Genomic DNA, 15302 nt, shown 5'->3' with positions numbered 1-15302 from the left:
TGTTCGTTAATGTTTTTAGTGGTCTTCAAGCTTGCTGCGCAGGTTGGCTTGGCCCAAAAGAAACAGACCTGAGCGCAGCGAAAGCATGCCTGCCATTAAAAACAACAAATACAAAGGCATAACTGAAAGGCTTGCATCGTTTTTTATGTGACCATATTGTTTTTATCGGTATAAAAGATTGCTGCGCAATTCTTGTAAAAAGCTACGGAAATCTTATTTGCGGCAGCATCGAGGCTCTTAGCCCTGGCTTTATTCCACCGCTCTCGCTTTGATCCTGCCTTGGGTTGTGGGGGTATGAGGGGGAACTGCAAAGATTTCCGTGCTTTTTCCGGCGAAAATCTGCGAGGCCGGATAGCAGGGTGGAGATAGCATTGTGCGTTATGATAGTTTTTAATAAAGCGTTGTTCCACCAATAAATCCATCATTGCGAAAAACCCGTCATTTCGACCGTAGCGCCTGCCCGTACAGGCGGGGAGAAATCTTTTAAGTTGGGTTAATAGATTCTTTGCTCTCAGCACAGGCTTGCCTCGGTTAGCCACCGAAGGGCTCTTTCTTTTGGCTTGGCCCAAAAGAAACAAAAACCCAAGGCTTGCATCCTTCCTTGTAAAAAGCTACGGAAAATCTTATTTGCGGCAGCATCGAGGCTCTTAGCCCTGGCTTTGTCCCACCGCGCTCGCTTTGATCCTGCCTTGGGCTGTGAGGTTATGAGGGGGAAGTGCAAAGATTTCCGTGCTTTTTCCAGCGAAAATCTGCGAGGCCGGATAGCATGATGCAGACAGCAGGGTGTATAAGATAGCTTCTAATATGGTATTTGTTCCATCAATAAATCCGTCATTTCGACCGTAGCGCCTGCCCGTACAGGCGGGGAGAAATCTTTTAAGTTGGGTTAATAGATTCTTTGCTCTCAGCACAGGCTTGCCTCGGTTAGCCACCGAAGGGCTCTTTCTTTTCTCTTGATAGAAAAGAAACAAACCTGAGCACAGCGAAAGCATGCCTGCCATTAAAAACAACAAACACAAAGGCATAACTGAAAGGCTTGGATCTGATGTCGGATAAATTCGTCAAAGCTTTGAGGTCGTCAGCACAAGCCCCGATGAAGAATCGGGGAGGGCGTGCTGCCTCTGTGTAGTGGTAGGTTGAAAGTAGGTGCAAAAGCTTTAACGTTTTCTCCTTCCATCATATCCTAGGCCGGATAGCATGGTGCAGATAGCATTGTGCATATATCAAGGTGCGTATTGCAGGATGCGATAATTTGTTTTTTAGTCCTTTCCCTTTCAGAGGAAAGGTGCCGATAGGCGGATAGGGGTTTAAGTCGCTCGCTATAACGTGGTTCAAAGATTTCTCCATTCCGCTGCGCTACAGTCGAAATGACGACAGATTGTTACTCAGAAAAATCTGTGAGGCCGGATAGCATGGTGCAGATCGCATTGTGCATATAGCAAGTTGCGTATTGCAGGATGCGATAATTTGTTTTTTAGTCCTTTCCCTTTCAGGGGAAAGGTGCCGATAGGCGGATAGGGGATTAAGGCGCTAAAAAAGTAACGCTTGTACGCGTTCTTTGCGATCCCACTTTTGTGCCCTTTGCGGTTATATATGCACTTAAACCTTCTTCACTGATTTCAAAAATACAAAACCCACTACACCCGATAAAACAGATGCGGTTAATATCGCAAATTTCGCTTCGGAGATATGTAGCGCATCGCTAAAAGAGAGCAGGGCAATAAAAATCGACATGGTAAAACCGATTCCGGAGAGCATGCCCAAACCCAGTACGTGTTTCCAGCCAGCGCCTGTGGGTAGGTTAGCCCATTTTAATTTCACGGCTAACCAACTGAAAAGGGTTACACCAATGGTTTTGCCTGCGAATAAACCGATGATAATGCCCAAACCTAAAGGTGATGCTAATCCGGCCAGCATTTCTTTCTGGAAAGTGATATTTGTATTGGCCAGAGCGAAAATGGGCATGATGATGTAGTTGACGGGCCTGGTTAAAAAATGCTCCAGTTTTTCTAAAGGTGATTCTGCATTAGTATTGTTGGTAGGGATGGTAAAAGCCAATAATACGCCTGCAATGGTGGCGTGGATGCCCGAGTGGTGGATGAAATACCAAAGGAAGATGCCGGGGATGAGGTAGAATACCAGTTTCTTTACACCAAAATAATTCATGAGCGCTAAAAGAACGAGAATCCCCCCGGCCATGGCCAGGTATTCGAAATGGATTTGTTTGGTATAAAAGATTGCAATGACGAGGATGGCGCCAAGATCATCAACAATGGCCAGTGCAGCCAGGAATATTTTTAAACTGCTAGGTATGCTTTTCCCGAGCATCGCGATTATGGCAAGGGCAAAGGCAATATCAGTAGCCATGGGTATGCCCCAGCCAGATGCAGAGGCTTCTCCTTTATTGAATAAGATATAAAAGAGTGCAGGTATAAACATGCCACCGAGTGCGGCAACTACGGGTAAGGATGCACTTTTCACAGAAGATAACTCGCCTTCTACGAGTTCGCGTTTGATTTCGAGTCCGACAAGCAGGAAAAATATGGCCATTAAGGCATCGTTTATCCAGGCGAGGATACTGTAGTTTACGGCACCAAAACCAAGTTTTGTTGTTAAAAAGGTTTCGAAACTTTCTTTTGAAGCGCTATTGGCAATGATTAGGGAGATGGTCACACAGATCAATAATAGAAAACCGCCTACTTGTCCGGAGCGGAAGAAACGCTTAAATACTTCCAGATTGATTAATTTAGCCATGGGGTAAAAATAGTGAAATAAGGGGAAAAAGGGAGGTTTTTTGTGGAGAAATGTAAGGCGCTAATACGGTCGGCATTACGGCGTACGATTTGCAAGTTTTGCCCTTCACGCAGTCTTGCCTCGGTTAGCCACCGAAGGGCTCTTTCTTTTGGCTTGGCCCAAAAGAAACAAACCTGAGCGCAGCGAAAGCATGACAACCGATAAAACAAACAATAAAAGGTCATAAACCCAAGGCTTGCATCCTTCCTTGTAAAAAGCTACGGAAAATCTTATTTGCGGCAGCATCGAGGCTCTTAACCCCTTGCTTTGTCCGACGCGCTCGCTTTGATCCTGCCTTGGGTTGTGGGGTTATGAGGGGTAACTGCGAAGATTTCCGTGCTTTTTCTGGCGGAAATCTGCGAGGCCGGATAGCAGGGTGCAGACAGCAGGGTGTATAAGATAGCTTCTAATATGGTATTTGTTCCATCAATAAATCCGTCATTTCGACCGTAGCGGAGAAATCTTTTAAATTTGATTTCAATAACCTGGTACAAAGATCTCTCCATTCCGTTGCACTCCAGTCGAGATGAAGACCCTTTTATTAGAGTCCGTTATCTCAACTGTAGTGGTCGTCATCCGATAGCTATCGGATCCCGCGCAGGCGGGAACCTTAATGCACTGGCTACTCTTTGTCCACGGCTCGGGCTTGCCTCGGTTAGCCACCGAAGGGCTCTTTCTTTTCTCTTGATAGAAAAGAAACAAAAGATCAAGGCTTGGATCTGATGTTGGATAAATTCGTCAAAGCTTTGAGGTCGTCAGCACAAGCCCCGATGAAGAATCGGGGAGGGCGTGCTGCCTCTGTGTAGTGGTAGGTTGAAAGTAGGTGCAAAAGCTTTAACGTTTTCTCCTTCCATCATATCCCAGGCCAGGCAGCAGGGTGCAGATAGCATTGCGCATATAGCAAGGTGCGTATTGCAGGATGCAGAAATTTGTCTTTCAAGCCCTTTCCCTTTCAGGGGAAAGGTGCCGATAGGCGGATAGGGGTTTTGGGCGCTCGCTAGAAAACGGTCGTCATCCGATAGTAATCGGATGACGGCCATCTGTTAAAATAAAAATCAAGGTTTCTTGCCAATATTTAAACGGATATTGATTTCAAAATCGCCATCGGTATAACCGCTAATAGCGGAAGTAGCCGTATTGTAGTAGGCCATAAAATACAGGGTCGATTTGTAGTTCATCCCAAAACCAATGGTAGCATTTTGCGTATTGTGGTACATGGCCATTACGTATAACTTATCGTTGGCAAAGTTTGCGTTTAAACCGGCATCCCATAAATTTTCGTAATTCTTGATGCCCCTGAACACCCCTTTTGGCTCCAGGCTGATGCCGTTTATACCCGACCCCAGCATGAACTTATAACCTACTGCCGAATAAAATGTGGGTTTATCGGCATAGTTTAAATCGTCTTTTCTAAAAACGGAACGCATATTAGGCACGGCCCCCTCAACGGTTAATCCTTTTGAGGTGTAGGAAATTCCGAAATCGCCATCCAGGTAATAACCCCTATCGTTAAAACGGGCGATCGATGGATCATTAATATCGCTGTTTCTTACACTGTTCAAATCGAGTTTATCCTGACTGGCGCCAAAAGAGATTCCGAAATTCAGTTTCTGATCGTCGTTATTTAAGGGTAGGTGATAGGCAAAGGTTCCAACGGCCTTGGTGCGCTGGATGCCACCCGATTTTTCGTTGTAGATATTTACGCCCCAACCCACTTTGTTTACCTGCTGATCTAAAGTTACACTTTGGGTAATGGGAGCCCCCGGAATGTTTGACCATTGTTTGCGGAAACTGCCGTTGATGTTAAAACCTTCGTTAATACCCGCCATAGATGGGTTGACCAGGTAACGGTTTTGGAAATATTGCGCATTGAGCGGAAGGATCTGTGCCTTTACACTGCAAGCAAATAATGTACTGGCTGCAAATAGAAACGTTACGCGACGCATTTGCTGTATGGTTTTGGTAATTGCTTTCATGTCTGTAATTAGTCTCTAATGATGTTGATGTAACCTTTAAATGTACCGATGCCATTGCCTAAATCGATGATGTAATAATAGGTTCCTTCGTTTAAGGGGCTACCGTTTATGGTTCCGTCCCAATCGTTGGCATAGGTATGTTTGGTGTATAATATCCTCCCGGCCTTATCGAAAATCTTTAAGGTGTTGTTTGGATAGTAATCGATGTTCTTTACAATAAATTTATCATTGTAACCATCGCCATTAGGGGTAATCACGGTACTGGCTTCGAGTTTATAATCTTCTATTACCGTAATGGCAATGTTTTGATCGCTTACACAACCACTCGCATTGGCTATCGTAACGCGGTAAGTACCGCTCTGTTTTGGGCGGATGGTTAGGGCAGCAGTGTTCTGGCCGCTAAGGATATCTGCGCCTGTCCAGCTAAATTGCGTACCACCGGTAGCGGTTAACACGATTGCATCGCCTTTAGAAACGGATAAACCTTTATTACTGCTGATGGAAACCACCGGTAAAGCATTTACGGTGATGGTAGCCGATCCGGTTTGGGTTTGGCCACAGTTGGCATCTTTTACATTAACTAAATGATAGGCAAAAGTACCCGCCACATTAGTTGGGGCCGAAACTGTTACCGACGCGCTTGTTGCGCTAGTACTTACCGTTTGGCTTGCGCCGCCGTTAATATTGTAGGTAAACGTATAAGGGGCCGTTCCGTTTGCGCCGGTAAAGATGATGCTTTGGGGCGCTCCGTTTATACAAACTGCAGCTGTACCTGTAACGGTTGCCGTGGCGGTTGAAGTTACCGTTAATTTGAAAGTTTTGGTTGTTTTGTCTACTCCACCAAAATCAGTCCCGCCATTATCAATCACGGTAACCGTAATATTGGCCGCACCACTTACATTGTTTTTTAAGTGGTAAGTAATGGTTCCTTTATCGGCACCGTTTGCTGCCACAGTTAATACATCAAACAGGTTGGCATTATCTGAGGTAACAGCAAGTGTAGTATTTTGCGCAGTTTCCGGACCAGCAGAAATTCCGGTTAAAGCAATCGTCTGGTTGGCTGATGTGTAACAAACGGCCTGATCGGCTACGGCATCGAGAGTTGGCGCACCATTGCCGAATAAATACCTGGTTTTAATCGGATAATGATCGGTTGTGGTAGAACTGTAATTGGTTACCAGGTTTTTAACGCCGTCTAAAACCTCGGCCGAGGCAGGAATATAGTTAAGGTTAAGGCTTTTGGTAATAATCACATTATCAATCACAGTATTAAAGCCGGCGGTAGATTGTTTTCCGGCTAAACTTAAAGGCAGGGTAACCGGGAAATAATTTGCTGCATCTTGTGTAAAATCGGAATATGAAGTGCCGGTACCCGCAGGCATTGGGGCAATGGTTTTATCAGCATCCAGTACATCGTTAAAATCGCCGAGAATAATCACTTTTTTACCGGCTAGGTTAGCATCAAGCCAATCTTTTAATTGTTTGTTGCCATTTTTCCTCCGGTTGTAAGAATCAATCTGATCGGCAGTTGTGCCTGTGTTGGCTTTGGCATGAATCTCTACGAAGTAAACCGTATCCAGTTTATTGTTGATCTTTACCTGTGCCTGCATCATGTAAGGGAAACGGCCTGACGACCAGTTTTTATAAGGTGTACCATCGGCACTGGTTGCCGGTACAGCAGGGTTATAGGTATCTCTTAAAATGCCTAAAGTAGAAATGGGTTTAATCAGATCGGTGCGATACATAAAGGCCAGTTTTTGTGCCAATGGATAATCGGCATCGGCTTTATTATCGGCGTATGATCCGAACTCACTAAATACAACATTATATCCGGCAGGTAAAACCGTGTTCCTGAATAAAGTGGTATCTACCACCTCTGCAAAGCCATAAATATCTGCATTGATATTGTTGACCACTGTTTTAACATTTGCGGCCTGTAAGGCATCGTTTGATGGATCCTGGGCCGGGCTGCCAAACCATTCGATGTTCCAGTTTACCACTTCAAGGGTGTTGGCAATATCGAAAGTATTTCCGCTTAAAGCAACGGTTTTATTTGCCGAACCGGAAGTGGCAATATTTACATTGCCGGTATAACTGGTATTCACCGCGGTTGGCGAAAATTTCGCATAAACGGTTGGCGAAGTATTGTTGATATCGGCTTTCGGATAGGTAATGCTGCTGCTATAGGTTCCGGTGCTGGTTTTAGACAGTGTGAAGTTGGCCGGAGCAGTTAAGGTAACATCGCCGGTTAAGTTCCCTGCAGAAAAACCAAATGTATTTGCTGCTGAAGTGGTATTTGCCGCCTGGAAACCGAAACTGATGCTCGAAGGCGAAGTGGTAATGTCGACTGCAGGTGGCGTGTTCGAATTGGTAACGGCAAAATCATCAACTGTCCAGCGGCTGGCCGATGAAGTGGTAGAATTATATACAATAGCTACATAAACAGGTATAGCTTTGTAGGCTGATAAATCGATATTGTCTGATTTGGTCCATTTATCGCTGCCCGTTTCAGGGAATTTACCGTCTAAACTGGTCCATGTGGCGAGTCCAGGATTACCTGAACCCGTATAGTTGGTCGAGATTTTTAACTGCAGTTTATCTCCCGCGAAGGCAGATCTGGTCCAGAATGATAAAATGGCGTAATTGAATGATGAAATATTTAAGGTCGGAGAGATTAACCAGTCTTCGTTAAGGATGTTCCCGCCCGAGTAGCCATTAATCTGCACGGCGTTACCTCCACTGCCTGCACCTGTTGGATCGGAAGCATCGTGACCAAAAGTAGTGGTACAGCCCCAGGTTTGTGGACCGGTTACGCTGTATTGGTAAAAACCATCAGATAAGGCTGCACTGCCCACCGTGGTACAGTTTTCGAAATTGAAAGCCGTTTGGTTAGGATCAATAGCCGGGCCGCTTAAAGCCAGTGAAACTGAGGTGGCACCTGCGCTGGCATGTACAATGGCTCCGTTTGCATTGCCAACTGCTGTTGGACTAAATTTAACATAAACCGTTTGGTTGGTGGCTAAATCTGCAACGGTATAGCTAAGGGTGTTGGCGAACGTGGTATTATCTTTCGAAATGGAAAAAGGACCGGTTACAGTCAGCGTGGTATTGTTGGTTAAATTACCTGCCGATAATACGTAAGTTTTGGCTGCAGATGTAGTGTTAATGGCCTGATTACTGAAGGCCAGTGTTTTTGGCGTAACTACCAGATATGGACCTGACGTTGACACCGGTTCTGTTACCGAGCTGTTTTGCGGATTCGGTGTTCTTACAATAAAATCAGCAGCATTGTCATCACTATCATACCCGTTACCGGCAAACTCTTCTGTGCCGCCAGTGCCCAAGGTGGTGGCATCAGATGTGGCACTTGCTTTTCTTTCTATAGAAGAGGTATTGCTTGGTGCCGGTGCAGGGGCGGTGCCTTCAAAACCGTTTGCGGTAGCACCAAAACCTACCAGATCGATAACTGTTGCGCCTGTTGGCAAACTACCGGTTTGTGCGGTAATGCTATTACTTAATAGTACTTTACCTGCGGTACCACTCATTGCAATGGTGCCGATTTTATCAGGTGTTGGCAGATTGGTAGTGCCGCCTGTACCTGCCGATTGCTGAATGAGGTAAAATCCTTTTGGTGCAATGGAACCGGATAATGTTGTTACCGTCCAGTTGCCTGTACCAGTTGCGCTGGCATATTGCACGCTCCAGCCGGTTAAATCAACCGCACTAAGTGTTGGATTGTATAACTCGATGAAGTCGTTTTTATAAACTGCACCCGAGTTGCCACCACCACCATAAGCTTCAGAAATAACCACATGGTTAGCACCAGTTGGTTCTTTTACTGTTGAGTTTTGAGGATTTGGTGATGTAACCACAAAATCGGTACTGTTATTATCGGTATCGTAACCATTACCGTTAAATTCTTCGGTACCGCCTACTGCTAAAGTAGCCGCTGTTGAAGTGGCACTTGCTTTACGCTCGGCCGAAGCGGTATTGCTTAACACTGCGGTAGCTGCGGTTTCGTAACCAGAAGCGGTTGGACCTACACCGATTTTATCAACTATGGCAGCACCTGTTGGGTTTGCACCGGTAAGGGCAGTGGTATCATTGCTCAGCACAATTTTAAAGGCAGTACCCGACATATTGATGGTACCTGTAACATCGGGCGTAGGTAAATTAATTGTTCCACCTGTACCTGCGGCTTCTTGCACCAGGTAAAAACTTTTGGCAGGGATACTGCCCGTAAGCGGAGTGACCTGCCACGATGTTCCGGCTGCTGCTGCATATTGTACGCTCCAGCCGGTTAAATCAACCGCGGTATTGCCCGGGTTATATAATTCGATAAAGTCGTTTTTATAAGTTGCGCCGGTGTTGCCACCACCACCATAAACTTCGGAGATTACGATAGGTGTTGGTGCCACCGGCGGCGTGGTACCCACACCTGTTGTTGCAATATTCTGTGTGGTTGCACCAGTGCTCGCAATACTGATATTGCCTGATGCGGTAGATGCCGCTGTGGGACTAAAACGTGCATAAACTGTTTTGCCCGTAGTCAGCTCAGCCACGCTATATACCAAAGAAGTACTATAGGTAACATTATCTTTAGAAAGATAAAAAGGTGCTGTAGTGGTTACATTAACCACATCGGTTAAACCCGTTGCACTTAAATTGAAAGTTTGCGCAGTAGAATTGGTACCCGTATTTTGAGAACCGAAATCGAAAGCGGTTTGGTTTACCGTTAAAATGGTTGATAAGCCATTTCCGCTTACGGCAACATTAACAGGAGTGGCGCCGGTACTGGTATTGGTTATATTGCCACTGGCATTGCCTGCAGCTGTTGGACTAAAACGCACATAAACTAATGGCGACGCTGCAACCTCGGCTGTAGTATAACTGATGGCATTGCTGAAAGTAACATTGTCTTTTGAAACCGAGAAGGGTGCAGTAGCATTTACAGAAACATTTGCGGTAAGATTGGCACCTCCTAAAGTATAACTTTGTGCCGTAGAATTTGAATTGATATTCTGATCGCCGAAAACCAATTCGGTATTTGACGCTGAAAGAACCGGCGTTGCGGTAGCGCTGCCTTTTGGCGTAATGCTAAAATCGTCGACAGTATAAATGCCGTCGCTTCCTAAATCGTCTGTGTCTGTCCAGCGGATATAAAGTGTGGCACCATTTACCCATGTAATGGCAGTGATGCTTCCTGAAATAGCGGTTTGGTTTGCAGGTTGGTTCCCGTCAACACCAGCTGCAGCAGTTGTGGTGGTTAACTTTTCGTTAAGTGCCATTCCTGTAAGTGGCAACCAGGTGGCCGATGCATCGGCAATGCCCGTGGCATTAAAACTATATTCGAAATTCAGATTTTCGTTTACGGTGGCGTTTGAACCGGTTCTCCACTGTTCCATTACACCTGATAAATCGATTGAAGTTACGGTTGAGCCTGTATTGTTCTGAAAGCCGGCACCAAATCGGGGTACCAACGCGCCAGAGGCCAAACTCCCTAAAGAGCGGTCGGCCGCTCCGGATGTACCTGCATTGTAAGCGGCACCGCTGTTTGATGAAGTGGTATAAACCGCTAAGGTTAAGGCCGAACCCGTGGCTGCGGCACTTGTGCCGCTGGCTTTAACCGCGCTCCATCCGGTTACTTTTGAAGTTCCGGTTGCCGTCATGCCGTCGAAATTTTCTGATTTAGCTGTATTTAGTGCAGTTAAAGAAACCTGCGCAGATAAATAATTTACAAAAACCAGAAAAAATAAAATGAGAAGTAAAGGTTTTTTCATATAGTAAGTTGTGTTTATAACAAATGTATATGCAAATGCCTTATTATCAGATTAACTTAATGTTAATTCGAACGAATGTGGAAAAATAAATGTTATGTGGGGTAATTTTTTGTTATTGGATACGTTAATCTGTCTTTTTGTGTTTAACGTATTGGCTATTTACCGGTTATGGCTTTGGTGATCTAGATATATGTAGTCACTCAGGCCCTAGTGGGGAAACCGAAGGCGCTACGAAGCAAAATCTTTTTGATTTGGCTCAAAGATCTCCTCATTTCACTGCGTTGCAGTTGAGATGATGATTAATGATTGATTTGCTTGCCTCGGCTACCGATGAAAAATCGGTACAGGTCCACCGCCGCCGAGGGGCTCTTTCTTTTCTCTTGATAGAAAAGAAACAAACCTGAGGACAGCGAAAGCATGCCTGCCATTAAAAACAACAAACACAAAGGCATAACTGAAAGGCTTGCATCCGTTTTTTATGTGATCGTATTGTTTTTATCGGTATAAAAGATTGCTACGCAATTCTTGTAAAAAGCTACGGAAATCTTATTTGCGGCAGCATCGAGGCTCTTAGCCCTTGCTTTATTCCATCGCTCTCGCTTTGATCCTGCCTTGGATTGTGGGGCAATGATGAGGCAGTGCAAAGATTTCCGTGCTTTTTCCTGCGAAAATCTGCGAGGCCGGATAGCATGGTGCAGATCGCATGGCGCGTATTGCAGGATGCGATAATTTGTTTTTTAGTCCTTTCCCTTTCAGGGGAAAGGTGCCGATAGGCGGATTGGGGTTTAGGGCGATCGCTATAATACGGTCGTCATCCGATAGCTATCGGATCCCGCGCAGGCGGGAATCTTAAAGCGGTTGCTATTTTATTGCCCTTTGCTCGGGCTTGCCTCGGCTACCGATGAAAAATCGGTACAGGTCCACCGCCGCCGAGGGGCTCTTTCTTTTGGCTTGGCCCAAAAGAAACAAACCTGAGCGCAGCGAAAGCATGCCTGCCATTGAAGACAACAATAAAAAGGCATAACTGAAAGGCATGCATCCGTTTTTTATGTGATCGTATTGTTTTTATCGGTATAAAAGATTGCTACGCAATTCTTGTAAAAAGCTACGGAAATCTTATTTGCGGCAGCATCGAGGCTCTTAGCCCTTGCTTTATTCCACCGCTCTCGCTTTGATCCTGCCTTGGATTGTGGGGCAATGATGAGGCAGTGCAAAGATTTTCGTACGTTTCCCTGCGAAAATCTGCGAGGCCGGATAACATGGTTCATATAGCAAGGTGCGTGTTGCAGGATGCGGTAATTTGTTTTTTAGTCCTTTCCCTTTCAGGGGAAAGGTGCCGATAGGCGGATTGGGGTTTAAGGCGCTTGTTACAAATACTCCTCGATATTTCCTTTACCCTCACGAATCACTTCGAATTCGCCCGTAGTACAATCAATTACGGTAGAAGCCTCATTATCGCCATAACCACCGTCAATAACCAGATCCACCAGGTTTTCGTATTTTTCATGAATCAGTTCGGGATCGGTAGAATACTCAATTACATCATCATCATCTTTTATTGAGGTAGACAGAATAGGGTTACCGAGTTCTTTTACAATACAGCGGGCAATGTTGTTATCGGGCACACGTATCCCCACCGTTTTTTTATTAGAACTTAACAATTTGGGTACGTTGTTATTGGCATTAAAAATAAAGGTAAAAGGCCCCGGCAGTGCTTTTTTTAACACCCTGAAAGTGGTATTGTCAATTGGTTTAATGTAATCCGCAATGTGTTTTAAATCATGGCATATGAAAGAAAAATTGGCTTTCTCAGGTTTTATTCCGCGTATTCTGCAGATTTTTTCAATAGCTTTCGGATTGGTGATATCGCAACCCAAACCGTATATCGTATCGGTTGGATAGATAATCACACCGCCTTTTTTAAGTACATCAACTACTTGTTCTATAGCCCTCTCGTTGGGGTTTTCTGGATAAATCTTGATAAGCATAACGTAAAAATAACAATTTAATACGTTTGTTGTTTAAATAACATTAATCATAAACATTCTAAATATGTACAAATAATTGTACAGGTTTTTTATTATCTTTAATTTTGAAGATTATAAACGAGCATCATGGAAATCACAAATTATACCTCCTTTAGGCAGAGTTTAAAATTTTATTTAGACAAGGTTTTTTCTAACCATACTCCTTTGTTTGTTACCCGGGCAAAAGGCGAGGATGTAGTGGTTTTATCTAAAGCAGATTATGACAGCATGCTAGAGACCTTTTATCTTTTAAAAAGCCCGAAAAACGCACTTAGGCTGGAGCAGGGACTAAAAGATTATGAAAATGGCCTGGCAAAAGAACAAGAGCTGATAGAGAATGATTAAATTGTTTCTGGATGGTGCATGGGAGGACTACCTGTATTGGCAATCGGTTGATAAATCGGTTCTCAAGAAAATAAATGCCCTGATAAAAGAAATCGAACGCACACCTTTTGAAGGAACCGGGAAGCCTGAGCCACTAAAACATCAATATACTGGATGGTGGTCGAGAAGAATTAATTTAGAACACAGACTAGTTTATAAAGTAGAAGGTAATAAAATTATTTTTCTGCAATGCAGATATCATACCTAATAATACTAAAATATGAGAAAAGCTTTCGTAGCGATTGCCGCATTTTTAATCGCCCTGACCATTATGCTGGGGCTTTACCATCCTTTTTTATGGTGGACATTCATTTTTACAGGTCCTTTTGTACTGCTCGGTATTTATGATTTATACCAGCCTAAACACAGTATCGTTAGGAATTACCCTGTATTTGGGCGTTTAAGGTATTTCATGGAAGAGTTGAGGCCTAAAGTGTACCAGTATTTTGTAGAAAGTGATACCAATGGTACACCTTATAATCGGTTAAACCGTTCGTTGATTTACCAGCGTGCCAAAACTGATAACGATACGATTCCATTCGGAACGCAGTTGAATGTTTACGAAAACGGTTATGAATGGTTAAGCCATAGTATTGCAGCCATTTCGCACCACGAATTGAATTTAGATCCGCGGGTTACCGTGGGCGGCCCGGATTGTAAGAAACCTTATTCTGCCAGTATTTATAATATTTCGGCCATGAGCTTTGGTTCATTAAGCCAGAATGCCATTCTGGCTTTAAACGGCGGTGCTAAAATGGGTAATTTTGCCCACAACACAGGCGAAGGCGGGATTAGCGATTACCACCGTCAGCCGGGAGGCGATTTAATCTGGCAAATTGGTACGGGGTATTTTGGTTGCCGTAATGCCGATGGTACTTTCAATTACGATGCCTATGCCGAGCGGGCGCAAACTGATCAGGTGAAGATGATCGAGATTAAACTTTCGCAAGGTGCCAAACCCGGGCATGGTGGTATGCTGCCAGCCAAAAAGGTAACACCGGAAGTGGCCAGGATCCGTTTAGTGCCCGAAGGTAAAGATGTATTATCGCCACCTGCACACTCGGCCTTTAACACACCTATCGGTTTGTTGGAGTTTGTGAAAAAATTGCGCGATTTGTCTGGTGGCAAACCGGTAGGGTTTAAATTGTGTATTGGTCGTAAAAGCGAATTTTATGCCATTTGTAAGGCCATGATAGAAACCGGGATTTATCCTGATTTTATTACCGTTGATGGTGGCGAAGGCGGAACAGGTGCTGCACCACAGGAGTTTTCGAATTCGGTAGGTATGCCTTTGCGCGAAGGGGTGGCTTTTGTATATGATGTTTTAAATGGTTTTGATCTGAAAAAACACATCAAAATCATTGCTTCGGGTAAAGTGGCAACAGGGTTCGATCTGGTTAAAAATATTGCCCTCGGTGCTGATATGTGTAATGCCGCACGCGGAATGATGTTTGCTTTGGGCTGCATCCAGGCGTTAGAGTGTAATAGCAATACTTGCCCAACAGGGGTGGCTACACAGGATCCAAGTTTAATGAAAGGTTTGGTGGTGGAAGATAAAACCGTTCGTGTTAAAAACTTCCATAACCTTACGGTGGCCAGCGCGGTAGAATTGTTAGGTGCAGCTGGTTTAAGAGAAACGCATCAGTTAAGCCGGGCGTACATCAACAGGCGCGTGAGTCCGAGTGTAATGCAGAGTTATCTGGAGACTTTTCCTTATATTCCAGCTGGTAGTTTGTTAAAAACTCCATATCCCACACGCTACGAATTGGGAATGGCCTTGAGTACTTCGCAGAGTTTTGCGCCGACCGATTATAAGGTTTCAGCAGTAGATTATGCGCATGCCAATCCTTATGGAGATACGATGCATGATGATGGAAGATAAATAGCGGACGACATCCGAAGTTTGAAGGGATGATGCGCAGGCAAGAGTTCGTGAGGCTGACAACGGGATTTTAGCCTTCTTTGAAAAGCAAGGGCCGTGGTGGATAAGCTTCCGAAGTCTAAAAAGGCTTTAAGTACGGTATGACTACGTAAGTCTGAAGTATGGCAACTCATTAGTTTTTTTTTGGAAAGCAAGGCAGTAGTGCTTAGGTTTGGGTAGTCCTGCTTTTTGCTGCAAGTCCTCATCCGATTGAAGGATCGGATTCTGGGCTTTACGCGTCATCCGATAGATTCTGTGTTAATTTGCAAATAAAATATTTTATTTTTGTTTCATGGGCGGTCAAGAACTAGCCAGTGTAGCGTGCTGATCCTTTAGGTTTAGTGCGCTACTTTCTTTTAAAACCGAGTATTCTTTTTGATATTCCTGTTTGCTATTATAAATCACATATATCATTTCTAAC

The 15302-nt window shown here is 44.4% G+C and carries 8 protein-coding genes; 3 read left to right on the top strand and 5 right to left on the bottom strand.

Annotated elements, in window-relative coordinates; genetic code table 11:
- Window positions 1-647 precede the first annotated feature (647 nt).
- From BLR60_RS25035 to BLR60_RS03170, 5 genes are all read right to left on the bottom strand, one after another.
- Window positions 648-1025: a hypothetical protein gene (locus BLR60_RS25035; protein ID WP_143009016.1), complete on the bottom strand. Its 378-nt coding sequence runs from the start codon at window positions 1023-1025 to the stop codon at window positions 648-650.
- Between the two features lie 574 nt (window positions 1026-1599).
- Window positions 1600-2754, bottom strand: coding sequence for a Na+/H+ antiporter NhaA (gene nhaA / locus BLR60_RS03190; protein WP_090496746.1), 1155 nt, complete (start codon window positions 2752-2754; stop codon window positions 1600-1602).
- Window positions 2755-3848: 1094 nt separating this feature from the next.
- Complete coding sequence (locus BLR60_RS03180) at window positions 3849-4769, bottom strand: PorP/SprF family type IX secretion system membrane protein (protein ID WP_090496742.1); 921 nt, start codon at window positions 4767-4769, stop codon at window positions 3849-3851.
- An 8-nt stretch (window positions 4770-4777) separates the two neighbouring features.
- Complete coding sequence (locus BLR60_RS03175; RefSeq protein ID WP_090496740.1) at window positions 4778-10549, bottom strand: lamin tail domain-containing protein; 5772 nt, start codon at window positions 10547-10549, stop codon at window positions 4778-4780.
- Between the two features lie 1367 nt (window positions 10550-11916).
- A complete protein-coding gene (locus BLR60_RS03170) occupies window positions 11917-12537 on the bottom strand; it encodes an L-threonylcarbamoyladenylate synthase (RefSeq protein ID WP_090496738.1) in 621 nt (206 codons plus the stop codon).
- A gap of 126 nt (window positions 12538-12663) precedes the next feature.
- Here BLR60_RS03170 and BLR60_RS03165 point away from each other — a divergent pair, with 126 nt between their 5' ends.
- The 3 genes from BLR60_RS03165 to BLR60_RS03155 are packed head-to-tail and all read left to right on the top strand — an operon-like array spanning window position 12664 to window position 14842.
- A complete protein-coding gene (locus BLR60_RS03165; RefSeq protein WP_090496737.1) occupies window positions 12664-12921 on the top strand; it encodes a type II toxin-antitoxin system Phd/YefM family antitoxin in 258 nt (85 codons plus the stop codon).
- Window positions 12914-13168: a Txe/YoeB family addiction module toxin gene (locus tag BLR60_RS03160; RefSeq protein WP_090496735.1), complete on the top strand. Its 255-nt coding sequence runs from the start codon at window positions 12914-12916 to the stop codon at window positions 13166-13168. The genes BLR60_RS03165 and BLR60_RS03160 overlap by 8 nt, the downstream gene beginning before the upstream one ends.
- A gap of 12 nt (window positions 13169-13180) precedes the next feature.
- Window positions 13181-14842 carry an FMN-binding glutamate synthase family protein gene (locus BLR60_RS03155; protein WP_090496733.1) on the top strand — a complete coding sequence of 554 codons (1662 nt, stop codon included), beginning with the start codon at window positions 13181-13183 and terminating at the stop codon, window positions 14840-14842.
- Window positions 14843-15302: the final 460 nt, after the last annotated feature.

Source organism: Pedobacter terrae, from assembly GCF_900100705.1.
GTDB lineage: Bacteria > Bacteroidota > Bacteroidia > Sphingobacteriales > Sphingobacteriaceae > Pedobacter > Pedobacter terrae.
Note: the sequence above shows the minus strand (reverse complement) of the source record. Positions and strands in the feature narration are given on the sequence as shown.

What these genes read in the sequence shown, in the direction of transcription:
- BLR60_RS25035 (WP_143009016.1), bottom strand. Translation starts at nt 1,025, where the DNA reads ATGCCTTTGTGTTTGTTGTTTTTAATGGCAGGCATGCTTTCGCTGTGC.
- nhaA (WP_090496746.1), bottom strand. Translation starts at nt 2,754, where the DNA reads ATGGCTAAATTAATCAATCTGGAAGTATTTAAGCGTTTCTTCCGCTCC.
- BLR60_RS03180 (WP_090496742.1), bottom strand. Translation starts at nt 4,769, where the DNA reads ATGAAAGCAATTACCAAAACCATACAGCAAATGCGTCGCGTAACGTTT.
- BLR60_RS03175 (WP_090496740.1), bottom strand. Translation starts at nt 10,549, where the DNA reads ATGAAAAAACCTTTACTTCTCATTTTATTTTTTCTGGTTTTTGTAAAT.
- BLR60_RS03170 (WP_090496738.1), bottom strand. Translation starts at nt 12,537, where the DNA reads ATGCTTATCAAGATTTATCCAGAAAACCCCAACGAGAGGGCTATAGAA.
- BLR60_RS03165 (WP_090496737.1), top strand. Translation starts at nt 12,664, where the DNA reads ATGGAAATCACAAATTATACCTCCTTTAGGCAGAGTTTAAAATTTTAT.
- BLR60_RS03160 (WP_090496735.1), top strand. Translation starts at nt 12,914, where the DNA reads ATGATTAAATTGTTTCTGGATGGTGCATGGGAGGACTACCTGTATTGG.
- BLR60_RS03155 (WP_090496733.1), top strand. Translation starts at nt 13,181, where the DNA reads ATGAGAAAAGCTTTCGTAGCGATTGCCGCATTTTTAATCGCCCTGACC.